Here is a 17,684-nt window from a genome sequence, read left to right on the forward strand (position 1 = left end):
TCAGCGCACGTCGAGGCCGTCGGTGGTCGCGACCGACACCGCCGGACCGTCCGACGCGACGAAGACCTCGATCCGGACGTCCTCGTCCAGGTAGCGACTGAGCAGCGCCAATCCTGATGTCGCGGCGATGATCTCGTGCACCTGATCGCCGGCGAGCGGGTAGTCGTCCACCGCGTGTCGCCAGTGCGCAGCTACCAGGGTGCCTCCGGCCTCCAGATGCTCGACGACGCGCGTCGTCGCCGACGTCAGGTCGGCGGCATCGAGGTAGTAGCCGACCTCGCTGATGACGATCAGATCGAACGTCGCCTCGGGTGTGGGCAGGGCCGACCAGTCGTCGGACAGTGACCACAGCGCGAATTCGACTGCAGCAGTGTCACCTACGCGCTTGCGTGCGGAATCGAGGGCGCTGGCCACCACGTCGGTCGACACCACGTGATCGCACCGGATCGCCAACTGTTCGGTGAGGACCCCGATGGAGCAGCCGGGTTCGAGTGCGCGCCGATAGTGCGGCTTCGGCAGCGACGCCAGGGTCAGGGCGTATTTACGACGCTCGTACCACTTGCTGTCGAGCATGAACGGATCGTCCTTCGCCGCATACACGGTGCGGAAGTACTCGGCACCCAGACTCGTTCGAGAATCGTGGCTTGTTCGAGAACTGTGGCTCATGCGAACACCACCTCGAACGGACGCCGATACCGGGCGAGTACATGGGGTGGCAACACCGCTCGGTCCGCAGGGTGATCGGACAGTGGACGTATCTGGGAATCGAACTGCTCGATCGATGCTCGCTTGGCGTCGAGGGTGTGCGGCGGAAGATCGATACGGCGTCCTCGCGTCCACGGCACTGCAGGATGATTCGGACTTGCCCAGTGCCACATCCAGATCGGATACTCCACCACGGGAATGCCGACGGCGTTCGCCGCGGTGAGACAGGCACGTGCAGTCGCTTCGTGGTCGGGATGGCCTTCCCCGCGCCACGGCGTCAGACACCAGGTGCCGGGGGTGGCGTCGAGCAGCGGCATCAGCGCATCGGCCACCGCACCCTCGTGGTTCTCGACCGCACCGTCAGCGATCTGCAGACGTGTCGGAGAGTGGTCGATTCCCAACTCGGCCAGGGCACGCTCGGACTCGACAGGGCGACGCGCACGCAGATCCTCCGCCGTCACGGTGGGGGAACCCGGATGGGAGCCGTCGCCGTCGGTGACGGCGACCACCCGAACATCGACACCCGCTGCCGCAGCCAGGGAAAGCAGGCCGCCGACGCCGAGTACCTCGTCGTCCGGGTGCGGAGCGACGACGACCATGGTGACGACGTCCTTCCACTGAAGACCGGGGATGGACCAGTCGGCCGACATCCAGTCCGATTCGGCGGTGCCGACATCGACTTCGGCGTCGAATGCGTTCTCTACCATGGGTTGTCCTCCTCGGCGATGTCGTGCCCGAGCGCTTCGAGATCCCGTTCGGCGTGGCTCTGCCTCAGATAGACGGTGAGATCTGCGACGCGCTGCGCGTGCTCGGCATCGCTGCACAGCGGGCCGGCACCGAGAGCGCGACCGACGCGGTCGATGCACTGGGTCGCCGCGTCCTCGACCACTGCCCGCACGATGCGGGCTCGGGTTCGGGCTCGACCGGAGCGATCGAACGGATCCGCGTCCACCTCGGCTGCAGCGGTGGTCAGTGCGCTCGACGCCGCACCGAGTGCCGCCGCAATGGCACCGAGATGCGCTGCACGGTGCGGGTCCGGCCTGTCGCGGACGGCGGCATGAAGCGTGTCCGCCACCGCGCACGCGCTCCCGAACCAGGCCGCCGACACCCCGATGGCCCCGTGCCAGAAGCCCGGCCGGGTGAGGTAGTCGGTCGGTCCACCGACCGCAACGGCCGGGACGCTGTCGAATGCAACCGAGCCGGAATCGCTCTCGCTCATCCCCACCGCATGCCACGTGTTCGGTACCGGAGTTGCGCCCGGATGCGTCAGATCGACGGCGAACAGCCGAGGACTGCCCTCCACGCGCGCGGTGACCAGAGCGTGCGTGCACAGTGACGCACCCGAGCACCACGGTTTCGTTCCGCTGAGAACCCAGCCCGAATCCTCCAGCACCGCTTCGAGAATCGGCGCAGGCGGTTCCGCCGCCCATACTCCCCAGATCTGCCCGCGCTGCGGCGTCGGGCCGTCGAGTTCGTGCAGGATCGCGATCGCGTCGGTATGCGCTTCGGACCACCGGCCCAGCACCGTGTTGTGTCGGCTCAGAGCGGCGAGCGACTGCCAGCGCAGATCGGTGTATCCCGAGCCGGGCAGCGCGAGGTCGAGACGACCGTCCGCCTCGAACGCCAAGAACGCGGCGCGCAGCCCGGTGTCGATGTCTGCTCGGTCGGTGGATTCGAGAAAACCGGTCTCGCTCATGCGGTGGCCTCCAGGGAACGTAGGAATCCGGCCATGCCGTCGGGGGCTCTGCCGCGCAGTCGACCCGACGTCGCGACTGGAATGTCACACACCCGACGGCATTCGATACCGCCGAGCTCGAGGCGTCGGACCAGATCGTGGTCCTCGCCGGTGGCCAGAGCTGCAAATCCGCCGACGGAGAGGTACTCCGCCGCTCGGACACCGAGGTTGGCGCCGTGCACGTGTGGGTGGCCGAACTCGTTGCGGTAGTGCGCGTCGTACGACGATCGCAACCCGAGGTTCTCGTCGACGTGGCCCTCGAAATCGACTGCCACCGTTCCGGCCACTGCTCGAGCGCCCTCGGCGGCATGCCGGAGATGGCCGAGCAGCCAGTCGTCACCCACCCGGGTGTCGGCATCGGTGGTGGCGAACCAGGTGGCGTCCGGTCGACTGCCGTCTCGGGAGCCGCTCGCGAATCCTGCTGCTCTGGCCGCTCCGACGTTGCGATGCGCCACCTCGATCGCCGACACGGACGGGTGACGTGCTGCGATGCTCGCGGAGTCGTCGGTGCACGCATCGAGCACGACGATTGTCGAGACGGATACCGAGGCCACATCCACGACGCGGCGTTGCGCTCGGGCCAGGGCGGTCAGGCAGGCGTCGAGCAGATCCTGCTCGTTGTGCGCTGGTACGACGACGACGATGTGGCTGACAGGGGTACGGGGGAAAGCATCGGAGATCACGGTCCACCCTTTTCGGACACCGGACGAAGAAGAGTCCGTTTCGGAAACCGCCGGTGTCTGGACGGGATGTGCTCCCCTCGCACATACCCGTTCCCCGGCTGCCGACACATCCGCCCCGGCCTGCAGGGACAGTGCTCGAGACCGGTTGCGGGAAGATACTCGTACTCGCGGTTTCTTTCGTCCGTTTCACAAATATCCGATTAGCAAATGTCGGGGCGGTATGTGTTAATGGGCTTTGCTCACGCACAGCTCTGTCGGTGGGCATCGCGACGCAGTACGAAGGATGGTCGGGTTACATGGCATCACCGGTTCGCACACGCAGATTCGCCCGTATCGGCGCGATCGTTGCAGGTACAGCCCTTGCTGCGTCCGCCGCATTCGGTTCGGCGCAGGCCGCGCCACTGTGGCCGGGCGGCCCGGACGTCTCCATCCCCGGAATGCCGGGGTCCTCGGATCCGGCTGCACCCGCTCCGCAGCAGCTCGTTCCGCAGCTCGCACCTGCGAACTTCGCCGATCCCAGCATCAGCCCGTCCGGCGGCGAGGTCGTCGGAGTTGCGCAGCCCATCGCCATTCGCTTCGACGAGGCAATCGGCGATCGTGATGCCGCACTGCGGGCCATTCGCGTCACCACGAACCCGTCCGTCGACGGCCACTTCTACTGGATCAACGACACTCAGGTGCGGTGGCTGCCGAACGAGTTCTACCCGGCGCACACGCAGGTGACCGTCGAGGCAGGCGGAGCGAAAGCCGAATTCTCCACCGGCGACTCCATCATCACCACGGCCGACGACAACACCAAGCAGATCACCGTCACCCGCAACGGTGAGGTCGTCAGGACCATGCCGACCTCGTTGGGCAAGGTCGGACACGAGACGCCGAACGGCACCTACATCGTCGGCGAGCGTTTCCGCGACATGTACATGGACTCGTCCACCTACGGCGTCCCGGTGGATTCCGAGGAGGGCTACCGCACATACGTCGAGTACGCCACCCGCATCTCCTACAGTGGCATCTTCGTGCACGCGGCCCCGTGGTCGGAATCGCAGCAGGGCTACTCCAACGCCTCGCACGGCTGCCTCAACGTCAGCACCGAAGACGGCAAGTGGTTCTTCGAGAACGCCCAGAAGGGTGACCCCGTCATCGTCGTCAACACCGGCGGCGGCACCCTGAGCGGATCCGACGGACTCGGAGACTGGAACCGCTAGAGCGGCTTCGCCGCATGTGAGCGGAACTTCGTAGCCCACTACGAAGTTCCGCTCACATAGGTTGGCCTGAGCGTCAGGAGACGTTGAGGCTGAGTTCACCGTTCGTTAGCCGAGGCTGAGCACAGTCCTCGCGGTGAGTGCAACAACCGAACGAGTGCTGCCCACGGCAAGGAAGAAGAGTTTCTTCTCGCGGCCGTGGACCGATTACGCACTCTTCCTGATTCTGGTGGGCCCCAACCTGGTTCTGTTGGGCGTATTCACGTATCGGCCGTTGGTCGAGAACTTCCAGTTCTCGTTCTTCGACTGGAACCTGTCCTCGCCCACCTCCACGTTCGTCGGCTTCGACAACTACCGCGAGTGGGCGTCTCGCGAGGACACCTGGCAGATCGTCGGCAACACCGTCGTGTTCACGGTCGCCGCAGTGGTGGGGTCACTGGTTCTCGGCCTGGTGCTCGCACTGCTGCTCGATCGAAAGCTCAGGGGCCGCAACTTCGTTCGCTCCGCGGTTTTCGCACCGTACGTCATCTCGGGTGCGGCGATCGGCATCGCGTTCCAGTTCGTCTTCGACCCCAACTTCGGGCTGGTCCAGGATCTGATGCGACGCCTCGGCCTCGGCGCGGTTCCGGACTTCTATCAGGACCCCAAATGGGCGATGGTCATGATCACCGTGACGTACCTGTGGAAGAACCTGGGCTACACCTTCGTCATCTACCTCGCGGCCCTGCAGGGTGTGCGTAAGGAGCTGATGGAAGCGGCCGAGATCGATCAGGCGAGCCGCTGGACCACGTTCCGCAAAGTGCTTCTGCCGCAACTACGTCCGACGACGTTCTTCCTGTCGATCACGGTGTTGCTCAATTCGCTTCAGGTTTTCGACATCATCAACGTCATGACGCGCGGTGGCCCTTTGGCCACCGGAACCACCACGATGGTCTACCAGGTCTACGAGGAGACGTTCCGCAACTTCCGGGCCGGCTACGGTGCCACCGTCGCGACGATCCTCTTCCTCGTGCTGTTGATCGTCACTCTCGTGCAGGTACGAATCATGGATCGGGACGATCAGCGATGACTGTGACCAACAAGCCTCGGATGGCCACGCCGGAGAAGGTGCCCGGGCCGCGCGACCAGCAGCGTGCACGTCGTGGCGCGAATATCCTCGGATATGCGGCCATGGTCGCCGTCCTGCTGATGATCGGGCTGCCACTGTTCTGGATCCTGATCACCTCCTTCAAGGATCGACCGGACATCTACGTCCAGCCGGTCACGTGGTGGCCCAGCGTGTTTCATCCGCAGAACTACGACGAGGCGACGACGGAGGTGCCGTTCTTCACGTATCTGCGCAACTCCATCATCATCACCACGGCCGTGTCGTCCATCAAATTCGTCCTCGGGGTTCTCAGCGCCTACGGTCTGGTGTTCCTGCGCTTCCCGGGCAAGAACATCGTCTTCCTCGTCATCATCGCCGCGCTCATGGTGCCCAATCAGATCACCGTCATCTCCAACTACTCGCTCATCTCCGAGTTGGGATGGCGAAACTCGTTCCAGGGCATCATCATTCCGCTAGCCGGTGTCGCCTTCGGTACCTTCCTGATGCGCAATCACTTCCTGTCGCTGCCGCCGGAGATCATCGAAGCCGCGCGTATGGACGGTGCCGGACCGGTACGGCTGATGTTCCGGGTGATCCTGCCGCTGTCGGGCCCGACCATGGTGGCCTTCGCCATCATCACGATCGTCACGGAATGGAACGAATACCTCTGGCCGTTCCTGATGTCCGACGACTCGTCGGTCGCACCGCTTCCGGTCGGGTTGACTCTGCTCCAGAACAGCGAGGGCTACACCAACTGGGGCGCGGTGATGGCCGCGACGGTGCTGACCATTCTGCCGATCCTTCTCGTCTTTCTCGTCCTGCAACGCCACATGATCAAGGGCCTCACCTCCGGTGCGGTCAAGGGCTGATTCACCTCACTATCAGGAGTCGAACACCATGGCACACAGCATCAATCGGCGTGGCTTCCTCACGCTCACCGGCGCAGCTGCGGCCGCCGCAGCCCTCGCGGCGTGCAGCGGTCCCGGATCGGGTGGGTCGGGCGGCGAGGCTGTCGAAGGCGATGCGAACACCATCAATTTCTGGTCGAACCACCCGGGCAAGTCCCAGGAGTTCGAGAAGGAACTGATCTCGCGCTTCCAGGCCGAGAACCCAGGCCTGACGGTCAATCTCATCGACGGTGGCAAGAACTACGAGGAGGTGTCGCAGAAGTTCAACGCGGCGCTGTCCGGCAACGATGTGCCCGACGTGGTCGTGCTTTCGGACGTCTGGTGGTTCAACTACGCGCTCACCGGTGCGATCGAGCCGCTGGACAAGCACTTCTCCGCAGCAGGCGTCGACCAGTCCGATTACGTGGATTCGCTGCTGGCCGACTACAACTGGAACGGCAGCCACTGGGCATTGCCGTACGCGCGCTCGACGCCGCTGTTCTATTACAACAAGGCCGTCTGGCAGCAGGCCGGACTGCCCGATCGCGGACCGGCCACCTGGCAGGAATTCGACGAATGGGGCCCGCGCATCCAGGCCGTCGTCGGAAACGGCAAGCTCGCTCACGGTTGGGGTAACGCCGTCGACTACCTCGGGTGGACGTTCGAGGGACCGATCTGGACGTTCGGTGGATCGTATTCCGATCAGTTCCAACTGAAGTTCGACGACCCCAATACCATTGCGGCAGGCAAGTTCTTGCAGGACATGATCCACACGAAGAAGTACGCGGCGGTGTCCAACGACATCGCCAACGACTTCGCCGCGGGCATCCTCGCGTCCACCATCGCCTCCACCGGCGACCTGTCCACCATCAAGGCCGGTGCCGCGTTCGAGTTCGGTACTGCCTTCCTTCCGGCCACCGAAGGCACCCCCGGCTGCCCCACCGGTGGTGCGGGCCTTGCCATCCCGGCGAAGATCTCGGACGAGCGAAAGGTGAACGCGCTCAAGTTCATCGACTTCGTCACCAATGGTGCCAACACCGCCTACTTCTCCCAGAACACCGGCTACATGCCGGTCCGCAAGTCGGCGCAGCAGGACCCGTCGGAGATCGCATTCCTCGAGGCGAACCCCAACGCGAAGACGGCCGTGGATCAATTGGCGCTGACCCGCTCGCAGGACTACGCCCGCGTATTCGTCCCCGGTGGCGACAAGATCATCGGTAGTGGACTCGAGCAGATTGCGCTGCAAAATGCCGATGTTGCAACGACGTTCGCGTCCATCTCGGATCAGCTGCAGCAGATCATCGACCGCCAGATCACCCCGAAGCTCCCGAAGTAATGGCCGCCGTTCACTACGCCGGTGTCTCGCATCGGTACCCGGGTGCCGATTCGCTCGCTGTCGACAACCTCGAAATCGACATCGCGGACGGTGAATTCATCGTTCTCGTCGGACCTTCGGGCTGTGGGAAGTCGACGAGTCTGCGGATGCTCGCCGGTCTCGAGTCCGTCGAAAGCGGTCACATCGACATCGGCGGAGTGGACGTCACCTCGCTGGCTCCGCGGGCCAGGGACGTCGCGATGGTCTTCCAGAACTACGCGCTGTACCCCAACATGACCGTCGGCGACAACATGGGCTTCGCGCTGCGTAATGCCGGAATGAGCAAGTCCGACACCGCAGCACGAGTACTCGATGCGGCGAAGATGCTCGAGCTCGAGCCGCTGCTGGGTCGCAAGCCCGGCAAGCTCTCCGGCGGGCAGCGTCAGCGAGTGGCCATGGGGCGCGCCATCGTGCGTCAGCCCAAGGTGTTCTGCATGGACGAGCCGTTGTCCAACCTCGACGCCAAGTTGCGGGTGTCGACCAGGGCCCAGATCGCAGGTCTGCAGCGACGATTGGGCACCACGACGGTGTACGTCACCCACGATCAGGTCGAGGCCATGACCATGGGTGATCGTGTCGCAGTTCTGCTGGACGGCAAGTTGCAGCAGATCGCCGCTCCGCGGGAGTTGTACGACAATCCCGTCAACACGTTCGTCGCCGGATTCATCGGGTCACCCGGTATGAATCTCGTCGACGCCCCCGTGGAGGGTGGCGCTGCCGTAGTCGGCGAGCTGCGCATTCCGGTCCCGTCCTCGGCGGGCGAGCGAGTGGTCGTCGGTGTACGCCCGGAATCGTGGGACCTGGTGGGCGACAGTACCGGCCTGCAACTGACCGTCGAGCTGATCGAGGAACTGGGTGCGGAGTCGTTCGTCTACGCTTCCGCGCCCGTCGCGATCGGTGGGTGGACCACCACGTCCGGGAGGATGTCGGTCCGAGTCGATCGCAAGCTGTCGATCGCACTGGCCGAAACGATTCGACTGGTGCCCCGGCTCGACGAGCTGTTCTTCTTCGACTCCGTTACCGGCCTGCGGTTGTCGTAGCCGGTTCACCGAGATCCACCGGGAGCGTGGCCCATCCGTGTAGGACTCGGGTGTTACGACGGGTTCCCTCGCCTGCCGACCGCAGGTGAGGGAACCGATCGAAGAGGGTCTCGAGCCCCACTTCCGATTCGGCCTTGGCCAGCGCAGCACCGAGGCAGTAGTGACGCCCGCCCGAGAACGACAGGTGCTTACCGGCATTGGCGCGGGTGACATCGAAGCGATTGGGGTCCTCGAACACCAGCGGATCCCGATTGGCACCGGCCAGCACCAGCACGACGAGCTTGCCCTCGTGCACCGTCACCCCCTCGACCTCCACGTCGTGCTTGGCCATGCGGGCCGTGAGCTGTACGGGCGACTCCATCCGCAGCATCTCGTCGACAGCGGTGGGCCAGTGCGACGGATCCTGTTGCAGCACAGCCAGTTGGTCGGGATTGTCGAGCAGTAGTCGAATGCCGCTGCCGAGGAGATTGACCGTCGTCTCGAACCCTGCAGCCAACACCAAACCTGCGGTGGCCCTGAGCTCCGCGTCGTTGAGGCCGATACCCTCGTCCTTCGCAGCGATCAGCTGGCTCATCAGATCGTCACCGGGATTGCGGCGCAGCTCCGCGATGTGCTGCGAGAGCCAGGCGTCGAACCCGATCAGCCCACGCTCGACCTGCTTGAACTGAGACCACGACAATCCGATGTCGAGACTGGGTGCGGCCATCTCGCCGAACTCGAGGACCCGTTTATTGTCCTCCTCGGGAACGCCTAGGATGCGTCCGATGACCGCGACCGGCAGTCGCGCGCAGTAGCGATCGACGATGTCGACGACCGGAGAGCCGTCGGACAGCTCGTCGAGCAGAGCATCGGCAGTTTCCTGCACCTGGTCGCGCATCTTCTTCACCGCGCGGGCAGTGAAGACCGAGGACACGAGTTTGCGGTACCTGGTGTGGTCGGGCGGCTCGACCGAGAGCAGTGAGGGCGGCAGAATCGGGTGCAGTGCGCCGGATCTCGTGTGCTTTTCGACCCACCGCAACGGACCGGGAAGGGTTGCACCGAGCTGAGTGACGCGGAAGTCGTCCGAGCGCAGCAGGTCGAACGCCACCCGGTGGTGCACGGTGATGTTCGAGATCCGGGTCTTCACCAGCGGCGCGGTGGCGCGCAGCTTCTCGTAGACCGGCGTCGGATTCGCCCGCGTCGCCGGATCGGCCACCAACATCGCCTGCGGATCACCCGCGGCCGCTGCTCGTTTGGCCGCGAACCGAATCACCCCGTGAGCAGCAAGCCAGCGTGCGTATTCCCTCATCCGAAATTCCCTCCCCATTGCCCAACGGATGTGAGTGGAACTTCGTAGCACGCTACGAAGTTCCACTCACCTGGAGCTACCAGATCTTGACGCGCTTCCCCGGGTCCAAGTACAGCGCATCTCCGGGCCGTACGTCGAATGCTTCGTGAAAACTGTCCAGATTTCGCACGACGCCGTTGCAGCGGAACTCCGGCGGCGAGTGCGGGTCGACGGCGAGTCGACGGATCGCCTCGGCGTCGCGAGCCTTGGTACGCCACACCTGTGACCACCCGAAGAACACGCGCTGCAGCCCGCTCAGGCCGTCGAGGACCGGCGCGTCCTTGCCTTCGAGCGAGATCTCGTAGGCGGCGACCGCGATCGACAGACCACCCAGGTCGCCGATGTTCTCGCCGATGGTGAACTCGCCGTTGACCTTGTGGCCGGGCAGTGCCTTGGGCTCGAACTCGTTGTACTGCTCGATCAGGGCCGTGGTGCGCTTGCCGAATTCGGTGCGGTCGTTGTCGGTCCACCAGTCGACCATGTTGCCGTCACCGTCGTACTTGGCACCCTGATCGTCGAATCCGTGACCGATTTCGTGGCCGATGACGGCTCCGATACCGCCGTAGTTGGCCGCGTCGTCGGCCTCGGGGTCGAAGAACGGTGGCTGCAGAATGGCTGCGGGAAAGACGATCTCGTTCATGCCGGGGTTGTAGTAGGCGTTGACGGTCTGCGGCGTCATGAACCACTCGTCACGGTCGACGGGTCCGCCGAGCTTGTCGAGGTCGCGCTGATAGTCCGCGGTGTAGCCGCGGCGGTAGTTGCCGAGCAGGTCGTCGGCGCTGATCTCGACGCTCCCGTAATCGCGCCACCGATCGGGATAGCCGATCTTGGGAGTGAACTTCTCCAGCTTCTCGAGCGCTCGCCGGCGAGTCTCCGGGCTCATCCATTCGAGCTCGGAGATGTTGCGGCGGTAGGCCTCGGTGAGATTGTCGACCAGCACCTTCATCCGAGCCTTGGAGTCGGCCGGGAAGTGGCGTTCGACGTAGAGCTTGCCGACGGCCTCGCCGAGCACGTCCTGCACCAGGGAGACGCCGCGCTTCCAGCGCTCGCGGTTCTCCTCGGTACCGGTCAGCGTCGTTCCGTAGAACGCGAAGTTCTCGTCGACGATCGCGCTCGTGAGAAACGGCGCCCGTGAATGGACGACGCGCCAGGCCAGCCACGCCTTCCATGCTTCGATGTCCTCGGAAGTCCACAGCGAGACGAAGGTGCTGAGGAACGGGGGCTGCCGAACGACGATCTCGGCGAACTGCTCGGTGGTTCCGCCGAGGCCGGAAATCCATGCAGCCCAATTGAATCCGGCACCGTTCCGAACCAACGTGTCGTAGTCGACGAGGTTGTAGCTCTTCTCGGCGTCACGCCTGGCGACGACGTCCCAGTGACCGGCGGCGATCTTCTGCTCGAGGTCGAACACCGTCTGTGCGTCGTACCCGAGGCCGCTGAGCGCGAACATCTTCGAGATGTGCTCGAGGTAGCTCGAGCGGATCTCGGCGTACTCGTCCTGGCGGTAGTACGACTCGTCGGGCAGGCCGATTCCGGACTGGCTGAAGTGCACGAGGTAGCGATCGGATTGTTTGGCGTCGGTGTCGACGTAGTGGCCGATGGCACCGCCGACGCCCGTGCGTTGCAGGGAGCCGAGAACGCCTGCGAGGGTGACGAGGTCGGTGGCGTCGGAGATGGCGGTGAGCTCGTCGGCGATCGGAGTGACGCCGAGCTGCTCCGCGCGATCGGCGTCCATGAAGCTCGAGAAAAGATCGCCGATCTTCTGCGCGTCGCTGCCCGCGGGCGGGTTCGCGTCGGCAGATTCTTCGATGATGGTCTGGACGTCGACCTCGGCGCGGTCGTACAAGGTGCGGAATGCGCCGTCGACGGCGCGGTCGGCCGGGATGGCGTACTCCTCGAGCCATTTGCCGTTGACGTGCACGAACAGGTCGTCCTGTGCGCGTGTGTTCTCGTCCTGGAAGCTGAGATCGATGCCCGAGTTCACTACTGAAGTCATCCGTCCATCTTTACACTCTTGCGCTTGATTGAACGGGTGTTTAATGTGCTGTACATGCGTACAGCAACGGAGGATCTCACCACCCGGGCTCGGATTCGCGACACCGCGATCGGCGTCTTCGGCTCCCTGGGCTTCACCGCAGGCGTGCGGTCCATCGCCACGGCGGCAGGTGTCTCGCCTGGGCTGCTCAATCACCACTTCGGGTCCAAGGACGGCCTGCGCACAGCGTGCGACGAGCACGTGCTGCGGGTGATTCGCGAGTCGAAGGCCGCGTCGGCGGAACCCACCGGAATGATGGAACAGCTCGCCCGGATGGATGAGTACGCGCCGCTCGTCGCCTACATCGTGCGGAGCTTCTCCGCCGGCGGCACGCTGGCACGAGAGTTGTTCGAGCACATGGTCGACGACGCCGTCCGCTACATCGACGACGGGGTCCGCGACGGCCGTTTCACCCCCAGCCGAGACCCCGCGGCACGCGCCCGGTTCCTGACACGACAGAACGTGGGCGGCCTACTGCTGTACGTGCAGATGGCCGGCCCCGACGTCGATTTCCGCGAGGCTCTGAGCGCGCTCGGTGACGAGATCATGCTTCCTGCACTCGAGCTCTACACCGACGGATTGTTCACCGATTCTCGAGCTTTGGACGCGTACCTGGAGGCCAAGAAATGACCGAGGCAATCGAAGTCGACGGGCTGGTGAAGACGTTCGGGTCGGTCCGGGCGCTCGACGGACTGGACCTGCACGTACCGACCGGTGAGGTGCACGGCTTCCTCGGCCCCAACGGGGCCGGTAAATCCACGACGATCCGCGTCCTGCTCGGGCTCGTCCGCGCGACGTCGGGCCAGGTGCGCTTGCTCGGCGGCGACCCGTGGGCCGACCCCGTGGCGCTGCATCGACGCCTGGCCTACGTCCCGGGTGATGTGACATTGTGGCCGTCGCTGACCGGCGGTGAAGTGATCGATCTGCTCGGCCGGATGCGCGGCGGCATCGACACCGCCCGCCGCGTCGAATTGCTCGAACGGTTCTCCCTCGACCCCGGTAAACGCACCCGCACCTACTCCAAGGGCAATCGGCAGAAGGTCGCGCTGATCTCGGCTCTGGCCTCCGACGTCGAGTTGCTGATCCTCGACGAACCCACCTCGGGACTCGATCCGCTGATGGAACAGCACTTCGGCGAATGCGTGAAAGATGCTGCCCGACGCGGAGTCACGGTGCTGTTGTCGTCGCACATCCTGTCCGAGGTGGATGCGCTGTGCAGTTCGGTGACCATCGTGAGAGAGGGACGGACGGTCGATACCGGGACCCTGGCGTCGATGCGACACCTGTCTCGCACGACGGTCACCGCCGATCTCGAGCGCATGCCCGACGGTCTCGCCACGCTGGCGGGGGTGTCCGAAGTCCGAGTCGAGGGATCCTCCGTCACCTGCACGGTGGAGAACGACGCCCTTGCGGCGACGATGCACGTACTCGCCGACGCCGGAGTCCGCAGCCTGGTCAGTTCCGCTCCGACGCTCGAAGAACTGTTCCTGAGGTACTACGCATGAACGCCCTGACCGGGACGGGCGCTCTGCTGCGGTTGTATCTGCGCCGCGATCGCCTGGTGTTGCCGATCTGGGTGGTTCTGCTCGGAGCTCTCCCGCTGCTCTACGCGGTCAGCTTCGAAGGGCTGTATCCGACGGCGGCAGACCGGCAAGCGTTCTATCTCGGCACCCTGTCGACGCCGGCGCAGGCAGCGCTCGTCGGCCCGATCTTCGGCAGCGACCTGGGCGCTCTGGTGTCGTGGCGCTCCGGTCTTGTGCTGACGCTGGTTCCGCTGGCGGCGATCCTCACCGTGGTTCGGCACACCCGAGGTGAGGAGGATGCGGGTCGGACCGAGCTGATCGGATCGACTGCAGTGGGCAGATACGCGGGGCTGACAGCGGCAATGCTGCTTGCGGGCGGCGGTGTCACGGCGACGGGAACGTTGTCGTTCGTCTCGCTGTGGGCGTTCGGCCTCCCAGTGGCCGGGAGCATCGCGTACGGGGTGTCGGTCGCCGTGGCCGGAATCGTCTTCGTCGGCTGTGCGGCGCTGGCGGCACAGGTGTCTTCGGGGGCGCGGGCGGCTCGGGGTTACGCACTCGGTGTGCTGGCCGTGGCGTTCGCCGCGCGGGCGATCGGTGACGCAGGCTCGGGCACCCTGTCGTGGTTCTCGCCGATCGGGTGGTCGGCGCAGGTGCGGCCGTTCGCCGGCGAAAGGTGGTGGCCGATGCTGCTGTCGCTGGTGATCGCGTCGGTGCTTCTCACCGCGGCCCTCGCGGTCGCCGACCGTCGCGATCTCGGTAGTGGACTGTTGGCCGAACGCCGTGGCCGAGCAACGGCGGACCGGTCACTGGCCGGGCCAGTTGCGCTCGCGTGGCGACTGACCCGCGGTGCCACCGTCGGCTGGACCGTCGGCATCGCCCTGTTCGGCATCGCCATCGGTTCGTCGGCCCACGGCATCGGTGGGCAACTCGGCAGCAGCGCGGTCATAAGCGACGCACTGGAGAAGTTCGGTGGCACCACCATCGAACAGTCGTTCATCGCCGCTGTACTGAGTATCGTGGGCGTCGTCGTCGCTGCGTATTCGGTCTCGGCCCTGCTGCGGCTGCACAGCGAAGAAGAGGCTGGCTTGGCCGAGATCGTGCTTGCCACCGGCGTCTCGCGCCTGCGGTGGCTGGCAGGTCACCTCCTGTTCGCCGTCCTCGGCCCAGCGTGGCTGCTGCTGGTCGTCGGCCTCACCATCGGCCTGACGTACGGGTCGGCCACCGGCGATATCGCAGGAGAACTGCCGTCCGTCCTGCTCGGCGCACTGGGTCAACTGCCGGCCGTGTGGGTGGTGACGGCCATCGGCGTGGCCCTGTTCGGCGCTGTTCCTCGATTCGCGACCGTCCTGTGGGCTGTTCTGGGCAGCTTCGTCGCCCTCGGCCAGGTCGGGTCCGTGGTGGGCCTGCCGCAGCCGTGGCTCGATCTCTCGCCCTTCACTCACGTTCCGCGATTGCCGGGAGCAGCACTCGCCCTCGCGCCGATCGGGTGGCTCGTCATGGTCGCCGTCGTCGTCGGCATAGGAGGTTTCACAGCGTTCCGACGAAGAGGCATCCGAGCGTGACGTCGGTCGAATAGCGTCAGCGGTGGTCGATTTGTCCGGCCCGGTCCAACATGGTGGCGTCCTGTCGGGTCCGTGATCTCTGAGCCGAACGCGCATGGAGGTTACGTGCAATCGACATTCCTGCGCACGTGGTGGAACCAGCCGCACAGCTACGAGTCGGTGGTGAGCTACCTCGGACTGCACGGTGGGCTCGCACCGTATCGCCTCGCTGCTTCTCTGAGCACGTTCCTGTACGGACTCGGCGCAGCCGCTTTGCTGTTGCTCACCGACGCCCCGCCGACCTCTGCGATCGGTCGGTCGATCTTCGTCGTTGCGATCGTGTCGACGCTGCTGGTCGGTGTCGCCTGGCTGAAGGCTCCGTGGCCGTCGAAGCGGGTGTCCCTGATGTTCGGCGCGTACTCGGACCTCGGAGTAACGCTGATTCTGTTGTCCTACGGATCGCCTCAGACCGTCTTTTTGGCCCTCGCGATGCTCGCAGCCAACAGCGTGTACGTCCAGCTCTTTCACAGTCCGAGAGTGATGGCTCTGCATCTGCTGTGGGCCGCAACCGCCGTGACGCTGTTCTTCGTGCTGATCTTGCTCTCGCCCGACGCCGATCACGGTCTGGCCATCGCGCAACTCGTGGTGCTCGTCCCCATCACGTTCATGGGCCCCACCTTCTTCCAGTACCTGCTCCTCAAACTGCAGGTCCAGGCGCAGGCGGCCAACTTCGACCCGCTCACTCAGGTGCGCAACCGACGAGGGCTCGACGAGGCACTACCGGTGTATTTCCTCGGTGCGACCGATGTCTCGGTGATGGTCGTCGACGTGGACCGTTTCAAGTCGATCAACGACAGATTCGGTCACCACCAGGGGGACGCGGCCCTGCAGCTCGTCGCACGTCGGTTGACGACGGACGGTGTGCTGGTTGCGCGGGTGGGCGGTGAGGAGTTCGCGGTGGTGACCACATCGGCCGAGAACGAGGCCCTCGCACTGGCCGAGAATTATCGGTGTGCCGCGCATTCCGCGGAGGACTCCGCACCGTTGACGGTGAGCATAGGCGTCGCGCACTGCACGTACCCGATTGCCGAAGACATCGGTTTCGACGTCGTCGAACTCACCACGCTGTTGCTGCGACGAGCCGACGCGGCGATGTACGAAGCCAAGCAGCAGGGCGGCAATCAGGTGGTCGTGGCGGGCCTGACGCCGAGAAATGATCGGACTTCGTCAGGCACCGAGACGTGAGTGCATCTCCCAGATCAGCACCTCGGCCGGCTCGGTAGCGGTGATGCGTTGTCCACCAGTCGAACTCATGCGGACGGCGTCACCCTCCCAGAGCTCGCCCACACCCTCGAGCGTGACGGTGCCGCGCGCGACGAACAGGTGCACGAACGGGGCGTCGGGCACCGTCACCGAGGTTCCGGGCAACAACCTTGCCGCGTGCAGCGCAGCCGACTTCTGGCCTATGGTGATCGCGGACTGACCTCGATGCTTGTCCATCCCCGACGCGACGGTGACCAACCCGCCTCGCAGTAATTCGTCGCCGATCTCGAGCTGCTCGTATCCGGGAGTGGCACCGGGACTGTCCGGAAGCACCCACATCTGCACGAAGCGAACGGGTTCGGTGTGTCTGTTGCCGTCGATGCTCCAGGAGTCGTTCTTCTCGGAGTGCATGATGCCCTTGCCCGCGGTCATCCGTTGCGCGAGGCCGGGATGGATGATTCCGGAGTGCCCGATGGAGTCCTGATGCACCAGCGAACCCTGCATCACCCACGTGACGATCTCCATGTCGCGATGCGGATGTGTCTCGAAACCTTGACCGGCAGTGACGATGTCGTCGTTGTTGACCAGCAACAGTCCGTGATGGGTGTTGTCGGGGTCGTAGTGCTGGCCGAAGGAGAACGAATGTTTCGAGTCCAGCCAGGACACACGGGTTTTCGATCGATCACCGGCGCGGTGCACGTCGATGTGGGCGGTCAGTGGAGCGGACATATGACCACTCTACGAGCATGTCTGTGCACCTGCGTACGACCTGCATAACGTTCGGGTGTCTTTGCGGTCGGTGTGTGAGCGTCGCCGGGAGTGGGTAGGTTTCGCTGCGTACGGTCACAAGCTTCGCAAACTCCCCCGAAGGCGGCGAGAGATTCTCATGGTCGGTTCCAGCTCGAGTGTGGCACGCACGGTCGAACCCCAGCTCGAGGATGCTCTGGCGGCGTGGTTGCCAGGTCAACGGTGGTTCGGCGCAAAGGGTTCGACGGTCAGTGCGGTGCGGATCGTCGCGCGCGACGTGCTCCGGGACGAGCCCCATTTCGCGGCCGAGCATCTGCTGGTGGAGGTGCAGTTGACGCAGGATGGCGCGGCCGTCACACAGACTTACCAGGTGCCGCTCGGGTTCCGGACCGAACTGACCGACGACCTCCGACCGTGGGTACTGCCCGTGATAGGCGAGGTGGCCGTGTTCGACGGTTGAGGTTCACCCCGGAAAGTGGACAGTGGTTACGCGGCCATGGTGGGCGCGTTCAGTGACTGTTCGTAATTGTGGGG

General features: G+C 64.8%; 17 protein-coding genes. 10 read left to right on the forward strand and 7 right to left on the reverse strand.

Features of this window, described 5'->3' with window-relative positions; all coding sequences use genetic code 11:
* From R4P57_RS25585 to R4P57_RS25600, 4 genes are read right to left on the reverse strand one after another with little or no spacing between them, the layout of a single operon-like run.
* Entirely contained in the window at positions 1 to 666 is a 666-nt protein-coding gene (locus tag R4P57_RS25585; protein WP_317805666.1) for a class I SAM-dependent DNA methyltransferase, read from the reverse strand.
* The gene (locus R4P57_RS25590; RefSeq protein ID WP_317805667.1) at positions 663 to 1,412 is read right to left on the reverse strand and encodes a PIG-L family deacetylase; all 750 of its coding nucleotides are present in this window, start codon (positions 1,410 to 1,412) and stop codon (positions 663 to 665) included. The genes R4P57_RS25585 and R4P57_RS25590 overlap by 4 nt, the downstream gene beginning before the upstream one ends.
* Complete coding sequence (locus R4P57_RS25595; RefSeq protein ID WP_317805668.1) at positions 1,406 to 2,401, reverse strand: acyl-CoA dehydrogenase family protein; 996 nt, start codon at positions 2,399 to 2,401, stop codon at positions 1,406 to 1,408. Before R4P57_RS25595 ends, R4P57_RS25590 begins: the two co-directional genes overlap by 7 nt.
* Positions 2,398 to 3,123, reverse strand: a complete 726-nt coding sequence (locus tag R4P57_RS25600) for a glycosyltransferase family 2 protein (protein WP_317805669.1) — start codon at positions 3,121 to 3,123, stop codon at positions 2,398 to 2,400. The genes R4P57_RS25595 and R4P57_RS25600 overlap by 4 nt, the downstream gene beginning before the upstream one ends.
* Before the next feature lie 296 nt (positions 3,124 to 3,419).
* Between R4P57_RS25600 and R4P57_RS25605 the strand changes: the two genes are divergently transcribed.
* From R4P57_RS25605 to R4P57_RS25625, 5 genes are all read left to right on the forward strand, one after another.
* Positions 3,420 to 4,328, forward strand: a complete 909-nt coding sequence (locus R4P57_RS25605) for a L,D-transpeptidase (protein ID WP_317805670.1) — start codon at positions 3,420 to 3,422, stop codon at positions 4,326 to 4,328.
* A 133-nt stretch (positions 4,329 to 4,461) separates the two neighbouring features.
* Complete coding sequence (locus R4P57_RS25610; protein WP_317805671.1) at positions 4,462 to 5,394, forward strand: sugar ABC transporter permease; 933 nt, start codon at positions 4,462 to 4,464, stop codon at positions 5,392 to 5,394.
* Positions 5,391 to 6,281, forward strand: a complete 891-nt coding sequence (locus tag R4P57_RS25615; RefSeq protein ID WP_317805672.1) for a carbohydrate ABC transporter permease — start codon at positions 5,391 to 5,393, stop codon at positions 6,279 to 6,281. Before R4P57_RS25610 ends, R4P57_RS25615 begins: the two co-directional genes overlap by 4 nt.
* Positions 6,282 to 6,309: 28 nt before the next feature.
* Positions 6,310 to 7,635: an ABC transporter substrate-binding protein gene (locus tag R4P57_RS25620; RefSeq protein WP_317805673.1), complete on the forward strand. Its 1,326-nt coding sequence runs from the start codon at positions 6,310 to 6,312 to the stop codon at positions 7,633 to 7,635.
* The gene (locus R4P57_RS25625; RefSeq protein WP_317805674.1) at positions 7,635 to 8,714 is read left to right on the forward strand and encodes a sn-glycerol-3-phosphate ABC transporter ATP-binding protein UgpC; all 1,080 of its coding nucleotides are present in this window, start codon (positions 7,635 to 7,637) and stop codon (positions 8,712 to 8,714) included. The genes R4P57_RS25620 and R4P57_RS25625 overlap by 1 nt, the downstream gene beginning before the upstream one ends.
* Here the strand turns inward: R4P57_RS25625 and R4P57_RS25630 are convergent.
* A complete protein-coding gene (locus R4P57_RS25630; protein WP_317805675.1) occupies positions 8,692 to 10,002 on the reverse strand; it encodes a cytochrome P450 in 1,311 nt (436 codons plus the stop codon). The genes R4P57_RS25625 and R4P57_RS25630 overlap by 23 nt on opposite strands.
* A 76-nt stretch (positions 10,003 to 10,078) precedes the next feature.
* Positions 10,079 to 12,037 carry a M13 family metallopeptidase gene (locus tag R4P57_RS25635; protein ID WP_317805676.1) on the reverse strand — a complete coding sequence of 653 codons (1,959 nt, stop codon included), beginning with the start codon at positions 12,035 to 12,037 and terminating at the stop codon, positions 10,079 to 10,081.
* Between the two features lie 54 nt (positions 12,038 to 12,091).
* Here R4P57_RS25635 and R4P57_RS25640 point away from each other — a divergent pair, with 54 nt between their 5' ends.
* The 4 genes from R4P57_RS25640 to R4P57_RS25655 all read left to right on the forward strand — a co-directional run bounded on the left by R4P57_RS25640 (position 12,092) and on the right by R4P57_RS25655 (position 16,385).
* On the forward strand, positions 12,092 to 12,706 hold the full coding sequence (locus R4P57_RS25640) for a TetR/AcrR family transcriptional regulator (protein WP_317805677.1): 615 nt from the start codon (positions 12,092 to 12,094) through the stop codon (positions 12,704 to 12,706).
* Positions 12,703 to 13,581: an ABC transporter ATP-binding protein gene (locus tag R4P57_RS25645; RefSeq protein ID WP_317805678.1), complete on the forward strand. Its 879-nt coding sequence runs from the start codon at positions 12,703 to 12,705 to the stop codon at positions 13,579 to 13,581. Before R4P57_RS25640 ends, R4P57_RS25645 begins: the two co-directional genes overlap by 4 nt.
* The gene (locus R4P57_RS25650) at positions 13,578 to 15,161 is read left to right on the forward strand and encodes an ABC transporter permease (RefSeq protein ID WP_317805679.1); all 1,584 of its coding nucleotides are present in this window, start codon (positions 13,578 to 13,580) and stop codon (positions 15,159 to 15,161) included. The genes R4P57_RS25645 and R4P57_RS25650 overlap by 4 nt, the downstream gene beginning before the upstream one ends.
* A gap of 105 nt (positions 15,162 to 15,266) precedes the next feature.
* Entirely contained in the window at positions 15,267 to 16,385 is a 1,119-nt protein-coding gene (locus R4P57_RS25655) for a GGDEF domain-containing protein (RefSeq protein WP_317805680.1), read from the forward strand.
* On the opposite strand, the gene R4P57_RS25660 is transcribed toward R4P57_RS25655, so the two are convergent.
* The gene (locus R4P57_RS25660) at positions 16,368 to 17,132 is read right to left on the reverse strand and encodes a pirin family protein (RefSeq protein WP_317805681.1); all 765 of its coding nucleotides are present in this window, start codon (positions 17,130 to 17,132) and stop codon (positions 16,368 to 16,370) included. The two genes, R4P57_RS25655 and R4P57_RS25660, sit on opposite strands and share 18 nt — an antisense overlap.
* A 157-nt stretch (positions 17,133 to 17,289) precedes the next feature.
* Here R4P57_RS25660 and R4P57_RS25665 point away from each other — a divergent pair, with 157 nt between their 5' ends.
* Positions 17,290 to 17,610, forward strand: coding sequence for a maltokinase N-terminal cap-like domain-containing protein (locus R4P57_RS25665; RefSeq protein ID WP_317805682.1), 321 nt, complete (start codon positions 17,290 to 17,292; stop codon positions 17,608 to 17,610).
* Positions 17,611 to 17,684 lie beyond the last annotated feature (74 nt).

The organism is Rhodococcus sp. IEGM 1330 (genome assembly GCF_033142445.1).
Classification (GTDB): domain Bacteria; phylum Actinomycetota; class Actinomycetes; order Mycobacteriales; family Mycobacteriaceae; genus Rhodococcoides.

Bases quoted from the DNA above. Each gene is read 5' to 3' on its own strand.
- R4P57_RS25585 (WP_317805666.1), bottom strand. From the start codon at position 666: ATGAGCCACAGTTCTCGAACAAGCCACGATTCTCGAACGAGTCTGGGT.
- R4P57_RS25590 (WP_317805667.1), bottom strand. From the start codon at position 1,412: ATGGTAGAGAACGCATTCGACGCCGAAGTCGATGTCGGCACCGCCGAA.
- R4P57_RS25595 (WP_317805668.1), bottom strand. From the start codon at position 2,401: ATGAGCGAGACCGGTTTTCTCGAATCCACCGACCGAGCAGACATCGAC.
- R4P57_RS25605 (WP_317805670.1), top strand. From the start codon at position 3,420: ATGGCATCACCGGTTCGCACACGCAGATTCGCCCGTATCGGCGCGATC.
- R4P57_RS25615 (WP_317805672.1), top strand. From the start codon at position 5,391: ATGACTGTGACCAACAAGCCTCGGATGGCCACGCCGGAGAAGGTGCCC.
- R4P57_RS25620 (WP_317805673.1), top strand. From the start codon at position 6,310: ATGGCACACAGCATCAATCGGCGTGGCTTCCTCACGCTCACCGGCGCA.
- R4P57_RS25625 (WP_317805674.1), top strand. From the start codon at position 7,635: ATGGCCGCCGTTCACTACGCCGGTGTCTCGCATCGGTACCCGGGTGCC.
- R4P57_RS25630 (WP_317805675.1), bottom strand. From the start codon at position 10,002: ATGAGGGAATACGCACGCTGGCTTGCTGCTCACGGGGTGATTCGGTTC.
- R4P57_RS25635 (WP_317805676.1), bottom strand. From the start codon at position 12,037: ATGACTTCAGTAGTGAACTCGGGCATCGATCTCAGCTTCCAGGACGAG.
- R4P57_RS25640 (WP_317805677.1), top strand. From the start codon at position 12,092: ATGCGTACAGCAACGGAGGATCTCACCACCCGGGCTCGGATTCGCGAC.
- R4P57_RS25645 (WP_317805678.1), top strand. From the start codon at position 12,703: ATGACCGAGGCAATCGAAGTCGACGGGCTGGTGAAGACGTTCGGGTCG.
- R4P57_RS25650 (WP_317805679.1), top strand. From the start codon at position 13,578: ATGAACGCCCTGACCGGGACGGGCGCTCTGCTGCGGTTGTATCTGCGC.
- R4P57_RS25660 (WP_317805681.1), bottom strand. From the start codon at position 17,132: ATGTCCGCTCCACTGACCGCCCACATCGACGTGCACCGCGCCGGTGAT.
- R4P57_RS25665 (WP_317805682.1), top strand. From the start codon at position 17,290: ATGGTCGGTTCCAGCTCGAGTGTGGCACGCACGGTCGAACCCCAGCTC.